This is a genomic window from Bacillus sp. SSR7 (assembly GCF_055902415.1).
Window position 1 is genome coordinate 269,118 of sequence record NZ_JBVVXV010000001.1, and the last position, 18,060, is coordinate 287,177.

Here is an 18,060-nt window from a genome sequence, read left to right on the forward strand (position 1 = left end):
CTCAACTCCAAATTTCATTTTTTATTGTATCACCAATTATTTTGATTCCCCGAACTATGTCTTCTTCTTTCAGACGTGAAAATCCTAATCGAAACGTGTTCGCTCCTCCTCCATCAGAATAAAAAACATCTCCAGGAGAAAATGTAACCCCTTGCTCATAACACTTTTGCAAAAGCGTACGGGCATGAATTTTTTCTTCTAACTCTATAAATAAATGGAGGCCACCATCACCGGTCATTCTTTGAAACGGAATGTACTCGTTACATGCCCCAACAGCTAACTCATATTTTTTCTTATAAACTGATCTTGCCTTTTTTAAATATTTTTCAAAATATCCTTCATGTAAATATTGAAATAGAACAGCTTGATCTAATGTAGAAGTGTGAATCGTTCTTGCTCTTTTTACACTTTCTAAATGATGAATTAGTTCTTTATCTGCAATAATCCATCCTACACGTAAACCAGGGAAAAGTACCTTCGAAAAGCTACTAATATAAATCACATTATTACCAGCACCAGCAAAAGTTAATAATGGTGCTAAATGTGAACCTGAATAACGTAGTTCTTCATTAAATCCATCTTCTATAATAGGAATTTTATATTTTGAAAATAATCTCATCAGTTCCGTTCTTTTCTCCGAACTCGTGACAATACCAGTTGGATTATGATAAGAAGGAATTAAATACGCGAAATCAAAATCCTTTTTACGCAAACTTTTTTCTACTTCATTCGTATCGATGCCATCTTCATTCATATTTATTCCATGCACTTCAAGTCCATGTAAACGAAAAAGCTTCAACGCAGCATGATGAGTTGGATTCTCACAAATAACCCGCCCTGATTTCTTCGATAATGAGGAAAGTACAATATCCAATCCTTCGGTAAATCCATTTGTAATTAATATATCTTTATTTGAAATATCTACACCTTTCATTTCCATATAATGAAGTAGATAGTTCATTAACGGTCTATAACCTTTTGCGTAGCCGTAGTTTAATACGACATCACCTTCAATGGACATACGAGTAAGAAAAGCTCTTTTGAAATTTTCCACGTCAAATAGCTTTTCGTCCGGAGCAATGCTATTAAAAACAATCATTCCTTTTTCCCAGCGGACACCATGTTTCATTAAATCTAATTCATCCGCTAATAAGGTAACTGTATTAAGTTTATTTTTCCAATCTATTTCAACAGACGAAGTGTTTGAAATATCAACCTTCGCAACAAAATTTCCTTTTCCTTTAACTGCATAAATGAGTCCTTCTTGCTCTAAATCGGCATAAGCAGCGAGTACAGTATTTCTGCTCACACTTAGTAATTCGCTTAGTTCCCTTGTTGAAGGGATTTTTTGATCCCCGAGCAAATGCCCTTTCATAATCATCTTTTTCAAATAATCTTTCAATTGAATATAAACGGGACGATCTTTCACAACTTTAAAATCTTTAAACAATTCCTTACCCCCTGCAATCATTTTTGCATATTTATTTCATTCTCAAAAGGTCCACTACATATGTATTTTTTATTAAGGGCGGTACGGCCTTATAAAATGAAACTTTAATCAGTGAGAATATTCATCCCCACTGATTATTAGACTTCACCAGTTAGGACAAATCTTTTCGATATAAGTTTATAACATCCTTTAAAGCTGCTGCTGCGGCTCCACGTGGATTAGAAGCACCACCAATTGTAGTAACTTGTCCCATCGTATCTGTAAAGAACGTAATCCCTTTTTCTGTCCCATTTACATTTGCTAGCGGATGATCTTTATCTATTTCGTGCGGTTCCACATGAAGAGCCACTTTACCATCCTTATCCTTATATGCTGAAGCTATTAATTTAATATATTTATTATGTTCTTTAGCATTTCGAATTTGTTGTTGTGTAACATGTTCAATTCCTTTTATTTGTATATCGGTAAGCGTATGTTCTGTTCCCATTAAACTGTTTGTCAAAAGTAACAATTTACACGCACTATCAGAACCACTTACATCTAATATTGAGTTCGTTTCAGCAATCCCTTTACTTTGCGCTTCTTTCAGTGCTTCTTCAAACGTAATATCTTCCTCATTCATTTTCGAAAGAATATAATTTGTAGTCCCGTTTAATATTCCTTCTATTTTTTCAATATGGCAACCAGCTAAACTAAATTGACCAATATCAAGTGTCGGTAATGCCGCAGCAGTTGCACCACTATATCGAATTCGTACATTTGCGATTTTTGCAGCTTCATTTATTTCTCTCCAGTTTGTAACAAGCGCACCTTTTGAAATTGCTACTATATCCATTTGTTTTTCAATCGCTTGTTTTATATATTGTTTCCCTGGATTTCCATCTTTAAGGTTTGTAGCTGTTGATTCCACCAGCACTGTACCACTTATGTTATCTGTTGCACGTTCCTCCGGATGATATTCTATATACTTTTCAATTGCAGCACTACTGCTACCATACATTAATAAGTTATGAATAGATAATCCATCCTCCTTATGTATTGCAACATTTCTACCTAATACGCCACTTACAACTAACTCTATACCATATGTTTCATATATATATGAACATTTTTCATGTAGTAATTTTATAAACTCTCTTCCTACTGTTCCATATCCTGATAGTACAACTTTAATTTTCATAATATCCCCCCATATTTTTCTACCAAATCCCTCTTTCAATATAATATAAAGCGCCCTCGAATTCCATCGAGAGCGCTTTATTATTACCTATTTCGGTAAACGTGATAGCTTTTCAGCAATTGTTCTATAAAACTCTTGAATGTTAGAAAAACCTAACGTGTCTGAAATACTTAATCCTACCATGTCGAGATGGTCCCAATTTGCTTTCGTTTCGATATGATTCCATTTCCCAATCTGTAATGACTCATTATTATTTACGGTAGCATTAGAAGAAGGTGCAATCATAGAACTTGTATTTACTACACCATCATTTTGCCACCAAGTAGTATCAATTAATGGACGATTTTCTTCATACCTTGCATAGGAACCTAAGAAAAATGCATTCCCCATTAACACTTTATTCATCGTTATATGAGGCAAATGTAAACCTGTTATAGGTGCCGCTTGTGATGCATGTCCACTATAGGATAAGTAATACACATTCGGTTGCGTCTTTACCCAATTATTTAACTCCTTTGCACCATCTGTACTTAAATCCCATTGACTTATATCTTTTGTATTTTTCCAAAGTGAACTATTTAGAATACGATTACTGTATTGGAAAAAGGACTCTCCAACATTTTTCTTTATGTCCCATTGATCCAATTTAAAATCATATAGTGATAAATTATCGTTTCCTCCAAAACTTGCAGCTGTAATGAGTAAATCTTTAAGGAACGGTAGTAGAAGACTACCATCCGCAAGTGTTGTACCGTTGTGAGGAGTTGCTAATGTTGTAACACTATGAACATATGATTTCTCGCCCTCAAATAATGGTGATATTTTGGTGTTTGGGTGATTTTTCACATAATTTTTTTCTTCAAAACTGCCTTCTTTTAATAGCTGTACTAATGTTCTAATCGTTTGTCCACCCATGCTATGCCCAACTAAATGAACTTTATTTGTTTCACTCCAATTCGGCGCAAAACCACTATAAGTTCTACCAAAACGATTATGTCCATGTTTCTCAGCATGTGCGGCACCGTAGTCTACTGTTCCACCGTTAATTTGGGCATATAATTCACATGCACGGTCCCAGTTACTAGAAACTGGTCCAACAGCTGCAGTATGAACTGTATAACCATTACGTTTCAAATCTTCTTGTATATCATGAACACCCCCCCAATATTTAACCCCTAGCATTTCCTCTCTACCCCATCCGGCAAACCCATTTACTAAAATGATCGGATAATTATTTTGTTGACTCTCTTCAGCATATGTTATTTTCGCTACCAATGAACAAACAGCCACTAATGCAAAAAAACATATTTTTAAAAATAACTTCCCCATATTTCCTCCCCCTGATAAAACGTTTACATTTTTCACTTTACAGCATGCTTTAATAACTTAAACATAATGTAAAGTATTTTATATACGTTGTATATATAGAAAACATATACAAATGTTGATAAATATTAATTCAAGTAAACATTTACTTTTTACAATACACCTTGTAAATCTGTTTATTTGAATTTATAATTAGATATAGTTTCCTCATGTTAAAAAGATTTAAAAACCATAAGAAAACTAATCTCATTACTTGAAAAGGAGGAAAAAGCATGCAAATCGGATTAAATATTCATACATTATCTCAACCTACTAAAATAACTCCATCTAATCTTGAGCATAATACTATCTCTTCTACTAAACTTGAAAGTAAGAAAGTAAATGATCCTATCAAGTTCGATATTCGTTCATCCGAAAAAGAAATGAAACAGCCTGAACATAAATTTAATGAATTAGATTTATGGAAGATGTTAAAGGATAAAGGTGTTCCTTTATGGATCATCCTTGAAATGCTACAAAAAGCCCGTAAAGAAAAAGAAGCTCAAAATAATTCAGTTCAAAATTCAAATGCGATTGAAGAAACGAGCGAGACTCGATTAAATGAAGTAATGTAATCTATGTTATATGAATGCTCTAAAGTAAAAAGAGTTCGAGATTGATAAAATTTCTATCAACCTCGAACTCTTTTTTAAGATTTTTCTCCAATCGTTACAAACTGAAATGATACTTCTCCTTGATGATCTTTAATTAACTTTTCTACTTTTACTTTTTCATTTATTAATGTATTATCTGTCGACATTTTAGGTTTTTCATCACCTAAAGACTTGTTCAGGTGGAGAAGATGCATTTTCGTTTCATTTGCTTTTAATTCTTTATACACACTATCTTTTGCTACAATTACATACGCTTGTGTTGGATATTTACGAGTGTTACCTATCCAAGCATCACTACCGTATTTAACAGTAAACTCCTTTCCTTCTAATTCAATACTTTTTAAATTTTTTTCATCTTCTTGTGCTAACAAAATCGAGCCTTCTTTTGGTAACTTAGGTAACGTATCTATAGGTCTAAATTTGGATCCATTCTCTCTTTCACGAAAAACCTTTGTTTTAATCAACGCTTGTGCTGTAGATTCATTTAAAATTAAAACTTGTCCATTTCCGAATGTACCCGTTTTTACAGAAAACACTTCATTTTCTTTCGTAATTTCCTGATAACGATTCATAATTGATAAAGTATTATTTTCATCTCCAATGATTAATACACCGTTAGCTGGAAATCTGTTTTCATTTTTAGAGCATGCACTTAAACTTATTAACATTAATATACTTAAAATGAAAATAGATAATATTTTCTTCATCACAGTTCCTTTCATAAATCAAATTGTTTTTACATGCTTTTATGCAGTCTTACTTACTCATATTCCCTACTGTTCCATAGTTTTATAAAGCTTTTGTAAATAACGCCAACGAGTTATATAGAAATATAAAACTTGTATACAGATAAATGAAATTAAAATTATAATAGAACTATTTAAAATAGAAAAATCGACTAATTGTTGCAATGCCATATAAGCAACCACTGTGTGTATTACTGCAATGGTAATCGGTAAAAAGAACATTAATAATAACTGTCTCGTTACAACTTTTTTCAACTCTCGCTTACTTAATCCCATTTTCGAAATCATTTTATATTGTTGTTGATCCCGATCCAAATCAGTATATAACCGGAAGTAAATAAAACTAGCGGCAAATGTGAAGAAGACGATTCCAACTAAAACACTTGCCATAAGTAATAATCCATTCGTTTGTTTTGCCTCTAACAAACTTAAAGTCAAAGCTTGAAAATAGAAATTACCTTCTCTTGCATCTGCATTGAATATACTATTTAATTGATTTGAAATTTCTTTCGTCTTTATCCAGTCATCTACAACAAATCCGTATGTACGATGTTGAATAACTACATCATCTTGATTGATATTAAAAGGAATACCATCATATACACGATCTTGAACCGCGATAAAAATACCGCTAGTATCATGTGGTAAAACTAAATTTTCTACAGCTTTTTTCACACGAAATGTCTTTATCCAATCTCCTTCAATGACTTCAATATTCTTTTTATAGTCACCATTTTTAAATTCTTGTTTTTGTGATACCATTCCAGGGATTAGTAATATTTCATCTTCTTTTTCAATCGTTTCTTGTTGATACCCTAGCGCTCTCGCAAGTTCGTTATATTCACTTAATTTCATTACATATACATTACTTTCTGTATATTTATAAGAAGATGAAGCTGTTCGATATGGAATATTCGCATCAGCAAGATGTTTTTTTATAATAGAGAGATGTTTATCCACCACTTTGTCTTTTTCAGGACCTATATAAAGAAACGTATATGGGTTTGTCATTCTTACCAATTCTTTATTCCCAATAGCAGCGGTAGTTCCAATTGCTGTAAAAGCAACTGCTGAAATAATAGACACTATAAAAAACATAGTTGCATTATCTTTCATACGGTAAATTAATTCTGAAAACGTTAATATATTTGTTCTCTTTAAAAAGAAAAATTCACTCCTTTTCGCAAGATGCAATATATAAACGCTACATTGTGTATATAAAAAGTACGTTCCTATAATTACTAAGAGCACACCCATTACGAGCATGATAAAACTATGATTTTGAATAAAGCGAAATACTGAAATATATCCATACCCTATACTAATTAAAGAAAGTAACGATAATATTATTGAAGCTTTCGGTTCAGGCTTTGGCTTTTCTCCAGCTTGAATAAGTTCCACAAGTTCGGTTACTTTAACCGTTTTAAATGTAACTAACGAAACGATTAAAAATAAGACAAGAAACGTGAAAACTGTTAATAATACAGCCTGCACTGGTATATAAAAAGGTAAACCATTACTAATCATTAATACACTGGCACTGATTAGTAAAACTAGTTTAGAAAATATGAGGCCAATGAGGATCCCAATACAAATCGAACCAAGTCCGATTAACATATTTTCAATTAACAATAGCTGCTTAAGCTGTCTCATTGACATACCTTGCATCATTAAAATGCCAAATTCTTTCTTACGCGTTTTTAAAAACGAGCTCACTGAATATAAAATAAAGAAAAATGAAAAGACAAAAATCAAACCTTGGGATATTTGAAATCCTAATGTACCAAATGTACTTATTGTTTTACTTGTCGATTTCAACTCCCCCTGTAAATCAGGATGGAATAATAAAAGGGCATATGTAAAGAAAATCATAATCGAAAATGCACTACTTAAAAAATGGGCAGCATATGTACGCTTATTTCGAAAAATATTATTAAATGCGAACTGACGAAAAGTCATGCCTTTTCCCTCCTAACAAAGAAAGAACATCCATAATCTTTTGATAAAAGGCTTGTCTGCTTTCACCACAATAAATTTCGTTATATAGTTGACCATCTTTAATAAATATTACTCTACTGCAAAAACTCGCAGCATACGGATCATGTGTAACTAACATCATCGTTGCCTTTTCTTCCTTATTAAGCGTATCCAGCATCTCCATTACATCATTTGAAGATTTAGAGTCTAAATTCCCGGTCGGTTCATCAGCAAGTAATAATTGCGGCTTATGAACAATTGCACGAGCAATTGCTGTTCTTTGAGCTTGTCCCCCTGAAATTTCAAACGTTCTTTTACTTAATATATCTGTAATATTTAATTTCTCTGCAATTTCTTCTACTCGTTTATTCATTTCTTGCACAGAAACACCATCTAATGTCATCGGTAATACGATATTTTCCTTCACTGTAAGCGTACTAAGTAAATTAAATGATTGGAATACAAATCCTAATTGTTTTCTACGGAATAAAGCCAAATCTTCAGATGATAACTGGAAAGGATTCGTACCATTTATTACTATTTCTCCCGATGTTGGAGAGTCGATAGTAGATACCATATTTAATAACGTTGTTTTCCCGCTACCAGATGGCCCCATGATCCCTATAAATTCACCTTCTTGAATTGATAAATCAATATCTACTAATGCTTTAAAAGGTATTTTCCCTTTATATACTTTACTAATATTTTTCGCATGTAAAATTTCCATTTCTATTCTCCCTTCATTTGCACTTCTCACAATAGAGTGTAAATGAATTCTCTTATAGCTCATATTGATTCATCTTTCATTTATCTTACACGCTTGTAAGATTTCTAAAAAAACTGATAATAACACTATTTACAAATTAAAATTAACGCATAACTATCTTATAATAATTGTATAGTGGTAGGAAATACAATATCCTATCTTTATTATACGAAAAAGAAAAGACCGATTACTTTATCGATCTTTTCCTTCCCAAAGTTATATTTTTAACTTACGCCTTTAATTGAAATGTATTTGACTCACCATTTTAATTCTCTTTCACTTTATAATACCCTCTACAAAAAATTGAGTGCTTCGGTTTCATTGCAATTAACAAAGAATTGTATATATCTGAAGCAGAAATTATTGAATTTATCCAACATACAAATAATAAGATTGATTTAATATTGCCTGATACAAAAGATGATATAATGGCCGGAATGACCGATAGTACAATAATAGGTAAACTCATAAATGTCCAAAATCTCGCTTTGGATAGAATTGCATTCGTATTTAGCCAAAAAAATATTCCACTACGGGTTAAGCTAATATCACCTTTATTATTTATGACAATAATATGTAGACATTCATGAATAATGAAGACCAAAATGCCTATGATGATAAGATAAAATATATTAAGATCAGTGAAACTTACTCCAAAATAATTCGGAATTAGAAAAATAATGATTTGAAGTACATATACAAACTTCATATAATGTTTCCTATGCCAATTATTCTGTATAAAAGGATTCCATTCTGATAAATCCATACTTATTTGTGGTAAGTTACGAAACCAAATTATAATATGCTTTCTCCCCCTTTTTTAAACTATTTCATACTTTAAGAAATGTACTCCACTAAAACTTTACCGTTAATTTTAGTTACAAACTCTTTTTTCCCTTTATGCTTTTATTAAAGCTTAAAGTAATTCATTTACAGAATAATTCGAGTAAAAATTTAGTGTTTTCACAGATGAATACATTCGACAAAATTTTCCAAACCCCTTTTCGAATATGTTGTTTATAAAATGGTTCTTGCCTGTACAACTTGATACATCTGTTTTTGGTGAAAAGCACAAAATGTAAAAAAGCTTAGAGTTTTAGCTCTAAGCTTTTTTTGCATTCTCGCTCCTTTTAAAGAGCACTATTTTTTATCCATACGGATTTACTCAATACATAATGATTATAAATTTGATTTTCTATCGTCTGTTGACTCAAATAAATAAACCCGCATTTTTCAATAACTTTATTTGAAGGTGCGTTGTTTATTACTGCAATTGCGTTAAGGACATCTACATTTGTATTTTTAAACAAATAATTAATCAAGCTTTTTGTCGCTTTCGTCGCATAACCTTTATTATGATATTCACTTGAAACAGCATACATAATTTCTCTATTTGGTGAAGGAAGTTCGTCTTTCATACCTGTGCAGCACCATCCAACAAATTCATTAGTCGATTTCTTGAATATTCCTAGCTTTAATATATGGTCATCTATGTTATTCGTAGTTCTTACAGCATCAAGAAACGCTTTGTTTGCAGGTGTTTCATAATTTGCAATCCAAACAATTCGTTGTTCTTTCGTTGATTTCCAGTCCGGTAAAAATTTTTCTATCTCCGGTTGATTTGCTATTTGATAAATACTCTCTGCATCATGGACCGTAAACTCTTGTAGGTATAGATCTCCACAATCTATTCTAAATAACTTAGTCAAACTCTCTTCTCCCATGTTAATCCCCCTTACTTACATTAAAGTTCCTTAATCTGCTTCGTAAGTTCCTTAAATCGTTCATCCAGTGCTTTATATTCTTTATCTTTAGAAGTTAAAAAGCTTAATTTACCTAATACTTCTTGCCTCTCTGTTTCTAATGTTAAACGTAGCTCTTCAATTTCATCTCTTGTTTTCGTAGGTTCTTCAAGTTGCTTTTGTATCGTATTGTTTACAAACACCAGTTTTGTATTAGTTGTTTTCTCCAGAAAATATCGATCGTGAGAAACGATAACGAGTGTACCATTATACTCAGCTAATGTATTTTCAAGCTGTTCACGTGAAGGAAGATCAAGGTGATTCGTAGGTTCATCTAAAATAAGTACATCTTTTTCATCTAAAATATAAGCCATTAGCTTACATTTCACTCGTTCGCCCATACTCATATATCGAATCGGCTCTTTCCATTGGGACGATTCAAACCCTAAATGTTTCATTAAATTTTGGACTTTTCCTCTTTCTTCAAATGTCTCTTTATAAAATAAATCTTCTGGTGTTTTATCAAGTGGTAAATCAAATACTTCTTGTGTTAAATAACCGATGTTTGCTGATGGTGAAATCCATACTTCTCCTTTAGCAGTTTCGTTTCCCATGATCATCTTCAATAAAGTTGTTTTCCCGCTACCATTAGGCCCAATAATCGCAACCTTCTCACCGTGCTGAATGGTAAAATTAACGTTTTCAAATAATGTCCGATTATTAAATTCTTTCCGCAATTGTTTTACTTCTAAGAAACGTTTCCCTACTTTTTTACTCGCTTGAATAGAGAAGTCAACTGAATAGTCCTCTTTCACACGTTCTACCTTCGTTTTCTCTAGCTCTCTTTCGAGACGTTTTCGTTTCGACTTCACTTGTGCATCCATGCGCTTCGCTTTTACACGATAAAATTCTTTAACTCCTTCTTGTTTTGTAGACTGCGCATGTGCCTTTTGTGACCATGAACTTAGTTCTTTTATATGAGTTTCTACTTGTTCTATCTTTTTTTGTTGTTTTTCATATTCACGCTGCTGCGTCATTCTTTTATGCTCACGTGCTTTCATATAACTTGTATAATTACCGCTATGATCAATTAATTTCTTATCCTCAATTGACCATATTCTAGTCGCGACAACATCTAAAAAATATCGATCATGCGATACGACGATAACTGTACCTTTCATATTTTTTATTTGTTTAATAAGAAATTCCGTACTCATCTCATCTAGATGATTTGTCGGTTCGTCTAATATTAAGACATTAGGATTTTCAGCAAATCCTTTTGCTAATCGAACTTTTAGCTTTTCACCACCACTTAAAGTAAGAAAATCATTCGTTGGCACACCCCATTTCGCAAGAAGTTCCGCCTCTTTTGCAATTATATCCTTACTAACGAAAGATTCTTTTTCTTGTTCAACATATGCTGTTGTCATATTCATTTGCATCCATTCAACAGTACCTTTTGATGGTTCAATCTTCCCATTTATTAATTGAAGTAACGTTGATTTACCAGCCCCATTTTTGCCGATTAATCCGATAACATCCCCTTGTCTTACTGTCACATTCATTTTCTCTAACAAAGTATTTTCCTTTATTTCAACATAAACATCATTTAATTTTAATAATTCTTTCATAATACCGATCCCTTTCATTAAGGAAGAATAAAAAAATCCTCCCAAATAAATTTGGCAGGATTAGTCATTAAAATATTTATACCCAAATAGGCTATTGTACAACATAAATAGCAATACCTTTGTATGGAAATTGGGCAGACTAATCCTATTTTTTAGAAATTGAAATATATTGAATTTCAACATTTAAAAATAAGATTAGTTAATCATCGTCCACCCATCATTCCTTTCCGTCGTTAATAACCATATTGTACCATACTAGTACTGTATGAGTAAATGCAATTATATGTGCCGTTAAAAAGATTGCTTTCTTTTAGATTTATTTATCATTCCTTAACTTCATGTTGAATAAGCACAAATTACATTGATTGCAATACGTCCTTTAGATTTCCCCAGTAATAATTTTTATATAAAAACAAAATCTTATTCGTTATCCAATAACCACTTATTGTTTTTCGATAAATTTTTATTGATTATCCTCTTGTAATAAGCTATTATATCTTTACAGAAAATATTAATGTAAGGATTGAATTTATGGACAGGACATTAGAAATCACAAAGTTAAATATGTTTGTAAGGATTTTTATCCTCCCGATTATAGTAGGGATACTTGTTGGTATACTAACGAAATTGGGGCAAGGTATACTTCCAGGACATTGGAATTCATTAGCTAACCTAGGAAGCGTTTGGTTAGTTCCATCCTTTTTTGTGGCTAGCTTTAGTTATTCTAAGCGTACAGCTATACTTTCTGGTATCCTTGCACTACTCGGTATGGTACTAGGCTACTATGGTTATGCAATAATATTTAAAAATGTATCTCATTCTATTTATTTTATTTCTGTATGGATAACATGTGCATTCATTGGAGGAACTATCTTTGGAATTGCAGGTTTTCTATGGAAAGATACTACAAATCCACTTCATAAATTAGGAAGTGCACTTATTGGTGGAGTTTTTGTAACAGATGGACTTCACATTCTTTTAAATTTTGAAGACTATAATCACATGTTACCTGTTGGATATACCGAAGTCATAGTCGGGATTATCTTGATTCTTGTATTAGAACGCTCTAATGCTAATCGAATTTCTTCTTTCTTAATGATGGTTCCTATCACTATTTTAGGATTAATTGGATATAAATTATTAAGTTTGTTTACTTAATTAAAATTCATAAAGCTAGCTCTTTCAAAGAGCTAGCTTTTTTCTTATAAAAAACTATTTATATATTAATAAATTATTAAAACCCTCTCATTTAACAGCCTTATTTATTATTGTGTCATTACACATACTTACACGACCTTTTATTAGAATCATACCAGTCTTTTATATCATTTCATTTAATCCATATAAAGTAAGGCTAAAAAACTTATTTCAAAAGTTGTTTAGCCTGAGTCATTTTACACATTTAAAATTTAATACGTACAACGGTACCTTTACCAACTTCTGAATGGATTTCTACACTATGTCCTAATTGCTTCGTAATTTCATATACGAGATATAGCCCCATTCCAGTTGATTCTTTAAAATCTCTACCATTTTCTCCTGTGAAGAAAGGTTTAAACACTCTTGGTAAATCTTGCTTCGGTATTCCTACACCATTATCGGCAATTTCAAGTATAACATTATTACCTTCCTTACAAGCTCTTACTTTAATCTTCTCTCTACTACCAGATGAATATTTAATCGCATTTGATAGTATTTGTCCAATTAAAAATTGTAACCATTTCGCATCACTTTCTACTGTAATGTCCTTATCAATTTTAAGCTCTGGATATACAAAATTCCGGATAAAGAAGCGTTTATGTTCATGCACAGAATCATTCACTATTTTATGTAATTGTACTCTTTCCACATAAAAATCTTGTGTAAATGCTTCTAAACGTGCGACATACAGTGCCATCTCTAATCCCTTTTTCAGCCTATCTGTTTCCTCATTTATACTTTCAAAACGTGGATCCACTTCATCCTGTGTAATTAATTCTATTACAGATAAAGGTGTTTTCATTTGATGAATCCACTGATTCATAAAAGTTAAATGATCATTATTTTTTCTCTCTTGTATCTGGAGTTGATTTTGATAATGGCGATATTGTACCTCAAGCAAGTCTTGAAGAGCAGCAGATATAGCTGCAAAATCAGATTTTTGAACCGATTCATCTAAAGATTGCATCGGGTTTGCTAATCGTTCATAGAAAGTACGATGAGTAAAGTAACGAAATACTAAATAGCCTACCATAAAAAAGGCACCTAAAAACATTGCATACAATGCCGTCGCGATATGCTTATGTCCATCAAACCAATATACGAGAAATATGGATAGTAGTTGGATTGATGTAAAACAAATAAGAGGTATATGATCACGTATAAACAGCTTTATCATTTTTCTATACCTGTATCCCAAGTAATATGCAATCTATATCCAACACTACGAATCGTTTCAATCGCATCCTCAATATGTAACGTTTTTAACTTTTTTCGCACACGCGTTGTATTTACACTCAATGTATTATCATCAACATAAGATTCGCTATCCCATAATTTATTTAACAACACTTCCCTACCCACAACACGCGGATAATTTTTCATTAACATTTCTAATAAAATAGCTTCATTTCTCGTTACATCAATTTCTTGATTCTTAAGCTTCAATACAAGCCTTTCAGGATATAAACAAAGACCATGTTGTTCAACCATCCGTTCTTCTATTTTCGGTGCATAATCTCCGTAAGCACGTCTTAAATGACTTCGAATTTTAGCCATTACAACTTCGTAATGGAATGGCTTTGAAATGAAATCATCGCCACCGTTTTCTAGCGCCATAACTTGATCCATTGTACCTTCACGGGCTGAAATAAATAATATCGGACATGTAGAAACTCCGCGAATTTGACGACACCAATAGTACCCATCAAAACTCGGTAGATTAATATCTAATAAAACTAACTCTGGTTGTTCTTCTAAAAAAATATTTAATACATTTTGAAAATCCGATACAATAATTCCTTCATACCCATATTTCGCAACGTGTGTTGATAATAGTTCTGCAATTTTCATATCGTCTTCTACAATCATAATTTTAACCATGTGTTTACTCCTTTTTCGACCCACAATCTTATATTCAACTATATAAAATAAATACTACCTTTTTTTATATAATCCGTAAATCAAAAAAGATACTTTTATACAAAAGCATCCTTCTTCTATCATTTCTTATTTAATATGGAATTCACTCATAGTAAACCCCAATTTCTCCACATAATTCATCCCTAATTCCATTCGAGCAGTCTTCAGCGGATCAACCACTTGACAAACTTTTAAATCGCCGGCAGCTGATAATAAAAGAGTGGCATCAGCTTTAGACATTTCTAATTCTTCATGTAAAAATGTCACCATATTACGTACAGCGCGATTCGCTGCATCATCTAGCAATTTCTCTGAAGCAATCGTCATTACTTTTTCATTTTGGATAGCCATTGGTAGTGGCCATTTCTTTCCTTTTATAATCTGAACTATTACCGTCACCTCACCAGCAACCTCTACTCCACTAACACCAATTTCACCATCACCCATCGCTGCGTGTAAATCACCTAATGCTAATAGAGCACCAGGAACATTTACAGGTAATAATAATGTTGTCCCTTCTTGTATCTCTTTACAATCCATATTCCCACCGTGATCATGCGGTGTGCCACATGAAATGCTCTCTTCTTTCGGCGCAGTACCAATTACACCGATCATTGGATTAATCGGGATTTGTAGTTCATTTGAAAACAAAACATGTTCATTATGTACTGAGACAATTTTCACTGTATTTTCATGTAGCTCTTCACCCATTACACCAAGATTTGCACCTGTAGTTAAAACGCCTTTCTCTGCAATTTTTATCTTTTCAATCGTAACAACTAATATATCACCAGGTTCTGCACCATTAATATATACCGGGCCAGTCGCTGGATTAATACGGTTCCAATCTAATTCTTGAAACACAACATCTTCAGGATCAATTTGATTTTCAAAGCAATCATATGTTTCAAATATAAGGCGACTCCCAATTTCCACTTCCATACATGGTTTATTTTCTGGTGACATTGCGTAAATGATATGTTCTTTCTGAATTCGATACATATTATCTCTCCTCTTTATATTAATCTACAATTACTAATTAGCTTTTTTCGTAAAAGCTCCTGTTAAAAAATTAATAAATTTACATATAGAAAAGCACCTAGCTTATTTTCATACATACACTCTTTACTATAACAGGTAAAGAAAGGTGGTTGTACTATGCCCCTTATTCCATATAATGAAAGCGATGTTGATTTGCTAGCTCGTTTAATTCGTGCTGAGGCTGAAGGAGAAGGTCGGCAAGGTGAACAACTGGTTGGCTGCGTAGTAGTTAATCGTGTATTTTGTGATTGCTTAGATTTTAAACAAATTCGAACTGTACGTGATGCAGTATATCAAAGTCCCGGTGGATTTGAAGCAGTGCAATACGGATATTTTTATCAACGCGCTCGTGAATCAGAAAAAGATATTGCTAGAAAAGTTTTACAAGGTGAATGGCGATGGCCAGCACGATGGGCTCTCTGGTATTTTCGTCCAGTTGGTGCTTGTCCACCTGAATGGTATAACCAGCCATTTGTAGGACAATTTAAAAGCCACTGTTTTTATGAACCTAGTGGTGATGAATGTCCGAAAATGTATTCACGGTAGCAAAATTTGAAACGCAAGTACTTAGACCTTTAAGTACTTGCGTTTCTTTTAGCTTTTTTTTAAATCTAATAATGTAATAAATTTTTCAACTCCTACAACATGTATTAATAACGGGATACGTGGGCCACTAGACTGATTCATAATAAGCCTATAAATTATAATAAATAATTGTTTTTGATTTTCTTTCATTATTTTTTTATTTTCATGATGGCAAATCGAATACAATTGCTCCATTAAGTTAGAGTAATCTTTGTTAGAACGAAGTATATTGCAAACTTTTACTAACCATTCTTTCTGTCTTTCATCTAATGTGTTGTAAAACTCTCTATTTTTCTCCTGATTTACCGCAATTAATTTTTCAGCTTGAAAGTTTCTTATCCAATACTCTGCACGATTACTTATCGATCTCATTTCATCTAATGCATAGCTCCTATCTATTTTCTCTAATATCTCTTGTAAAATAAATGAGTCAAAATTTAATAACGGCAACGTTCCTGCTACTTGATTAAATTTCGGATATTCTTTAAATCCGCTATCAACTCTAGAAAGTTTAATTGCATCAAATAAATCTTCATTTTTGAGCGTTTTATTTTTATAACTATCTTTTAATCGTTCATACTCTGTATAATTGCGAATCACATCTTCATCAAGACCGATATGAAACGCTGCGTCTGGCCTATATTTTGCAAACATAAATAGAATCACTTCGGGCAAATACACTTTTAGCAACTCGCTAGGTGTAATACTATTCCCTGAAGAACTAGACATTTTTTCATGATTCCCTTTAATACCAATGAAATCGTAAGCAACGTAATGAGGCGCTTCACGATTGAATATTTTTCTCGCAATTTCTTTTGATACATTATAACTACCCGTTTCTGATGAATGATCTCTTCCGCCCGGCTCAAAAACAACATCCTCTATCATCCATCTCATCGGCCAATCGACTTTCCAATTCAATTTCATATTATTTGTATTTAGTATAGATAATTCATTTTGATTTCCACATTCACATTCATACCGAACTGTTTTTAATACTTCATCAAAATGTGTAATCGTTGTTGTATCTTTCCCGCATCTCTCACAATACAATGTAGCTGGATAAAAACTCTCTCGCTCTTCTTCACTACACTCTCCCGTTTTAAATTTTATTAAAATATCATATATTTCTTTTCTTTTATAAAAAGCCTCTAATATATTTTCGTTATACCTTCCGCTTCTATATTCAGCATGTTGATATATGAATTCCACTTCTATCCCAAATACTTGAAGCGATTCCTCAAACTCTTTTTCAAAATGCTCTGCATAGGAGTTATGACAACCATATGGATCTGGAATATCACAGTATGGCATACCAATATATTTCGCAAAAGATGAATCAATATTTTTAGGGACTTTTCTAAACCTGTCGTAATCATCCCATGAAAATATAAACCGAGTCTTTTTCCCTAAATCTTGAAGCGCCCTTACAACAAAATAAGTCGTTACGATTTCACGAAAGTTCCCAATATGAACAGAACCTGATGGACTAATTCCAGATGCGCAAACAAAAGTTTCTTTGTTTGGATGTTTTCTAATTAATTCGTGTGCTACTTCATACGCCCAATGCATATGTTACTCACCTCAATTGTTTTTTGTTTTCAGATTTTCAGTTTTATACAATAAAAAAAACTCCCACCCCCAAGATTATTCATCTTGAGGACGAGAGTTGTTAGCTTCGCGGTACCACCTCAGTTTGTCAATATGTCGCCATATTAACCTCTTCAGGTACGGCAAAATATACTTATACCCTATCTCTATAACGGGAGATCCCGTCGCACCATCCCTAAATAAATTAGTTCCTTGCGCAGCTCCAAGTCTTTTTTCATTAAGATGTATACTG

Annotated in this window: 16 protein-coding genes and 1 other annotated feature (1 of these 17 cut by a window edge); of the genes, 3 read left to right on the plus strand and 13 right to left on the minus strand. The window is 32.6% G+C overall.

The window, feature by feature from the left end; translation table 11 throughout:
* Position 1: 1 nt before the first annotated feature.
* The 3 genes from pdxR to AC0NJG_RS01515 all read right to left on the minus strand — a co-directional run bounded on the left by pdxR (position 2) and on the right by AC0NJG_RS01515 (position 3,959).
* On the minus strand, positions 2–1,450 hold the full coding sequence (pdxR, locus tag AC0NJG_RS01505) for a MocR-like pyridoxine biosynthesis transcription factor PdxR (protein WP_087953662.1): 1,449 nt from the start codon (positions 1,448–1,450) through the stop codon (positions 2–4).
* A gap of 151 nt (positions 1,451–1,601) precedes the next feature.
* Entirely contained in the window at positions 1,602–2,630 is a 1,029-nt protein-coding gene (locus tag AC0NJG_RS01510; RefSeq protein WP_474062777.1) for a homoserine dehydrogenase, read from the minus strand.
* A gap of 87 nt (positions 2,631–2,717) precedes the next feature.
* Positions 2,718–3,959, minus strand: coding sequence for an esterase/lipase family protein (locus tag AC0NJG_RS01515; protein WP_474062778.1), 1,242 nt, complete (start codon positions 3,957–3,959; stop codon positions 2,718–2,720).
* Between the two features lie 269 nt (positions 3,960–4,228).
* On the opposite strand from AC0NJG_RS01515, the gene AC0NJG_RS01520 reads away from it, so the two are divergent.
* Entirely contained in the window at positions 4,229–4,570 is a 342-nt protein-coding gene (locus tag AC0NJG_RS01520) for a DUF3914 domain-containing protein (RefSeq protein ID WP_087953665.1), read from the plus strand.
* 74 nt (positions 4,571–4,644) lie between these two features.
* Here AC0NJG_RS01520 and AC0NJG_RS01525 read toward each other — a convergent pair whose 3' ends face one another.
* From AC0NJG_RS01525 to abc-f, 6 genes are all read right to left on the minus strand, one after another.
* Positions 4,645–5,316: a lipoprotein BA_5634 family protein gene (locus AC0NJG_RS01525; RefSeq protein WP_474062779.1), complete on the minus strand. Its 672-nt coding sequence runs from the start codon at positions 5,314–5,316 to the stop codon at positions 4,645–4,647.
* A 66-nt stretch (positions 5,317–5,382) separates the two neighbouring features.
* Positions 5,383–7,314, minus strand: a complete 1,932-nt coding sequence (locus AC0NJG_RS01530; RefSeq protein WP_087953667.1) for an ABC transporter permease — start codon at positions 7,312–7,314, stop codon at positions 5,383–5,385.
* A complete protein-coding gene (locus AC0NJG_RS01535) occupies positions 7,289–8,059 on the minus strand; it encodes an ABC transporter ATP-binding protein (RefSeq protein WP_000404258.1) in 771 nt (256 codons plus the stop codon). Before AC0NJG_RS01535 ends, AC0NJG_RS01530 begins: the two co-directional genes overlap by 26 nt.
* A 304-nt stretch (positions 8,060–8,363) precedes the next feature.
* Positions 8,364–8,864 (minus strand): DUF3267 domain-containing protein, encoded by a 501-nt coding sequence (locus tag AC0NJG_RS01540; protein ID WP_474062780.1) that lies wholly within the window; start codon positions 8,862–8,864, stop codon positions 8,364–8,366.
* A gap of 364 nt (positions 8,865–9,228) precedes the next feature.
* Positions 9,229–9,822, minus strand: a complete 594-nt coding sequence (locus AC0NJG_RS01545; protein ID WP_474062781.1) for a GNAT family N-acetyltransferase — start codon at positions 9,820–9,822, stop codon at positions 9,229–9,231.
* Between the two features lie 20 nt (positions 9,823–9,842).
* A complete protein-coding gene (gene abc-f, locus AC0NJG_RS01550) occupies positions 9,843–11,471 on the minus strand; it encodes a ribosomal protection-like ABC-F family protein (RefSeq protein WP_474062877.1) in 1,629 nt (542 codons plus the stop codon).
* Between the two features lie 531 nt (positions 11,472–12,002).
* Here abc-f and AC0NJG_RS01555 point away from each other — a divergent pair.
* Positions 12,003–12,629, plus strand: coding sequence for a DUF6518 family protein (locus AC0NJG_RS01555; protein ID WP_000376247.1), 627 nt, complete (start codon positions 12,003–12,005; stop codon positions 12,627–12,629).
* Between the two features lie 244 nt (positions 12,630–12,873).
* Here AC0NJG_RS01555 and AC0NJG_RS01560 read toward each other — a convergent pair whose 3' ends face one another.
* The 3 genes from AC0NJG_RS01560 to AC0NJG_RS01570 form a co-directional block, all read right to left on the minus strand.
* Entirely contained in the window at positions 12,874–13,848 is a 975-nt protein-coding gene (locus AC0NJG_RS01560; protein WP_143881147.1) for a sensor histidine kinase, read from the minus strand.
* Complete coding sequence (locus tag AC0NJG_RS01565; protein WP_143881146.1) at positions 13,845–14,552, minus strand: response regulator transcription factor; 708 nt, start codon at positions 14,550–14,552, stop codon at positions 13,845–13,847. Before AC0NJG_RS01565 ends, AC0NJG_RS01560 begins: the two co-directional genes overlap by 4 nt.
* Positions 14,553–14,678: 126 nt before the next feature.
* Complete coding sequence (locus AC0NJG_RS01570; RefSeq protein ID WP_474062782.1) at positions 14,679–15,593, minus strand: acetamidase/formamidase family protein; 915 nt, start codon at positions 15,591–15,593, stop codon at positions 14,679–14,681.
* Between the two features lie 156 nt (positions 15,594–15,749).
* Between AC0NJG_RS01570 and AC0NJG_RS01575 the strand changes: the two genes are divergently transcribed.
* Positions 15,750–16,178, plus strand: a complete 429-nt coding sequence (locus AC0NJG_RS01575; RefSeq protein ID WP_087953673.1) for a cell wall hydrolase — start codon at positions 15,750–15,752, stop codon at positions 16,176–16,178.
* Between the two features lie 48 nt (positions 16,179–16,226).
* Here the strand turns inward: AC0NJG_RS01575 and lysS are convergent, their stop codons facing one another.
* On the minus strand, positions 16,227–17,789 hold the full coding sequence (gene lysS, locus AC0NJG_RS01580; RefSeq protein WP_474062783.1) for a lysine--tRNA ligase: 1,563 nt from the start codon (positions 17,787–17,789) through the stop codon (positions 16,227–16,229).
* Between the two features lie 83 nt (positions 17,790–17,872).
* Positions 17,873–18,060, minus strand: a binding site (T-box leader) (it continues 70 nt past the right edge of the window).

What these genes read in the sequence shown, in the direction of transcription:
- AC0NJG_RS01510 (WP_474062777.1), bottom strand. Translation starts at nt 2,630, where the DNA reads ATGAAAATTAAAGTTGTACTATCAGGATATGGAACAGTAGGAAGAGAG.
- AC0NJG_RS01515 (WP_474062778.1), bottom strand. Translation starts at nt 3,959, where the DNA reads ATGGGGAAGTTATTTTTAAAAATATGTTTTTTTGCATTAGTGGCTGTT.
- AC0NJG_RS01520 (WP_087953665.1), top strand. Translation starts at nt 4,229, where the DNA reads ATGCAAATCGGATTAAATATTCATACATTATCTCAACCTACTAAAATA.
- AC0NJG_RS01525 (WP_474062779.1), bottom strand. Translation starts at nt 5,316, where the DNA reads ATGAAGAAAATATTATCTATTTTCATTTTAAGTATATTAATGTTAATA.
- AC0NJG_RS01530 (WP_087953667.1), bottom strand. Translation starts at nt 7,314, where the DNA reads ATGACTTTTCGTCAGTTCGCATTTAATAATATTTTTCGAAATAAGCGT.
- AC0NJG_RS01535 (WP_000404258.1), bottom strand. Translation starts at nt 8,059, where the DNA reads ATGGAAATTTTACATGCGAAAAATATTAGTAAAGTATATAAAGGGAAA.
- AC0NJG_RS01540 (WP_474062780.1), bottom strand. Translation starts at nt 8,864, where the DNA reads ATGGATTTATCAGAATGGAATCCTTTTATACAGAATAATTGGCATAGG.
- AC0NJG_RS01545 (WP_474062781.1), bottom strand. Translation starts at nt 9,822, where the DNA reads ATGGGAGAAGAGAGTTTGACTAAGTTATTTAGAATAGATTGTGGAGAT.
- abc-f (WP_474062877.1), bottom strand. Translation starts at nt 11,471, where the DNA reads ATGAAAGAATTATTAAAATTAAATGATGTTTATGTTGAAATAAAGGAA.
- AC0NJG_RS01555 (WP_000376247.1), top strand. Translation starts at nt 12,003, where the DNA reads ATGGACAGGACATTAGAAATCACAAAGTTAAATATGTTTGTAAGGATT.
- AC0NJG_RS01560 (WP_143881147.1), bottom strand. Translation starts at nt 13,848, where the DNA reads ATGATAAAGCTGTTTATACGTGATCATATACCTCTTATTTGTTTTACA.
- AC0NJG_RS01565 (WP_143881146.1), bottom strand. Translation starts at nt 14,552, where the DNA reads ATGGTTAAAATTATGATTGTAGAAGACGATATGAAAATTGCAGAACTA.
- AC0NJG_RS01570 (WP_474062782.1), bottom strand. Translation starts at nt 15,593, where the DNA reads ATGTATCGAATTCAGAAAGAACATATCATTTACGCAATGTCACCAGAA.
- AC0NJG_RS01575 (WP_087953673.1), top strand. Translation starts at nt 15,750, where the DNA reads ATGCCCCTTATTCCATATAATGAAAGCGATGTTGATTTGCTAGCTCGT.
- lysS (WP_474062783.1), bottom strand. Translation starts at nt 17,789, where the DNA reads ATGCATTGGGCGTATGAAGTAGCACACGAATTAATTAGAAAACATCCA.